Annotated in this window: 1 pseudogene; it reads left to right on the plus strand. The window is 53.4% G+C overall.

Annotation, left to right across the window (positions count from 1 at the left end):
- Positions 1 to 133 precede the first annotated feature (133 nt).
- A pseudogene (locus ACRPFF_RS11345) lies at positions 134 to 274 on the plus strand (acetate kinase); the annotation flags it as partial.
- Positions 275 to 399: the final 125 nt, after the last annotated feature.

Below are 399 nucleotides of genomic sequence, written 5' to 3' on the forward strand. Positions count from 1 at the left end.
ATACGAGATGACGTCGAGTCTCGTGGGCTCGGAGATGTGTATAAGAGACAGAATATAGGCAATGCCGTGTTCGGTCAGGTTGTTCCGGCAAATCGAAAAGATTTTGTCTTTAACTGCGTCAGGCACCCACGACCACGGTTTCCACGGTACCGGTATGCGTTACGTCGCCCCTGAAGCCGCACGCATCTTGGGCAAACCTCTGGAAGACATCCGCATGATTATTGCCCACTTAGGCAACGGTGCATCTATTACCGCCGTCAAAAACGGCAAATCCGCTGTCTTCGCAGGTGCGCAGCATAAAGCCTTTTTGCAACACCTGAATGCTGTCGCGCACGGCGTTGCTGTTCGGATCCGGACCGCAGTATTGGTTGGGCTTTTTCAGCGTGCCGCGGTAATACG

The organism is Neisseria sp. SLRRB23 (assembly GCF_050896295.1).
Lineage (GTDB): Bacteria > Pseudomonadota > Gammaproteobacteria > Burkholderiales > Neisseriaceae > Neisseria.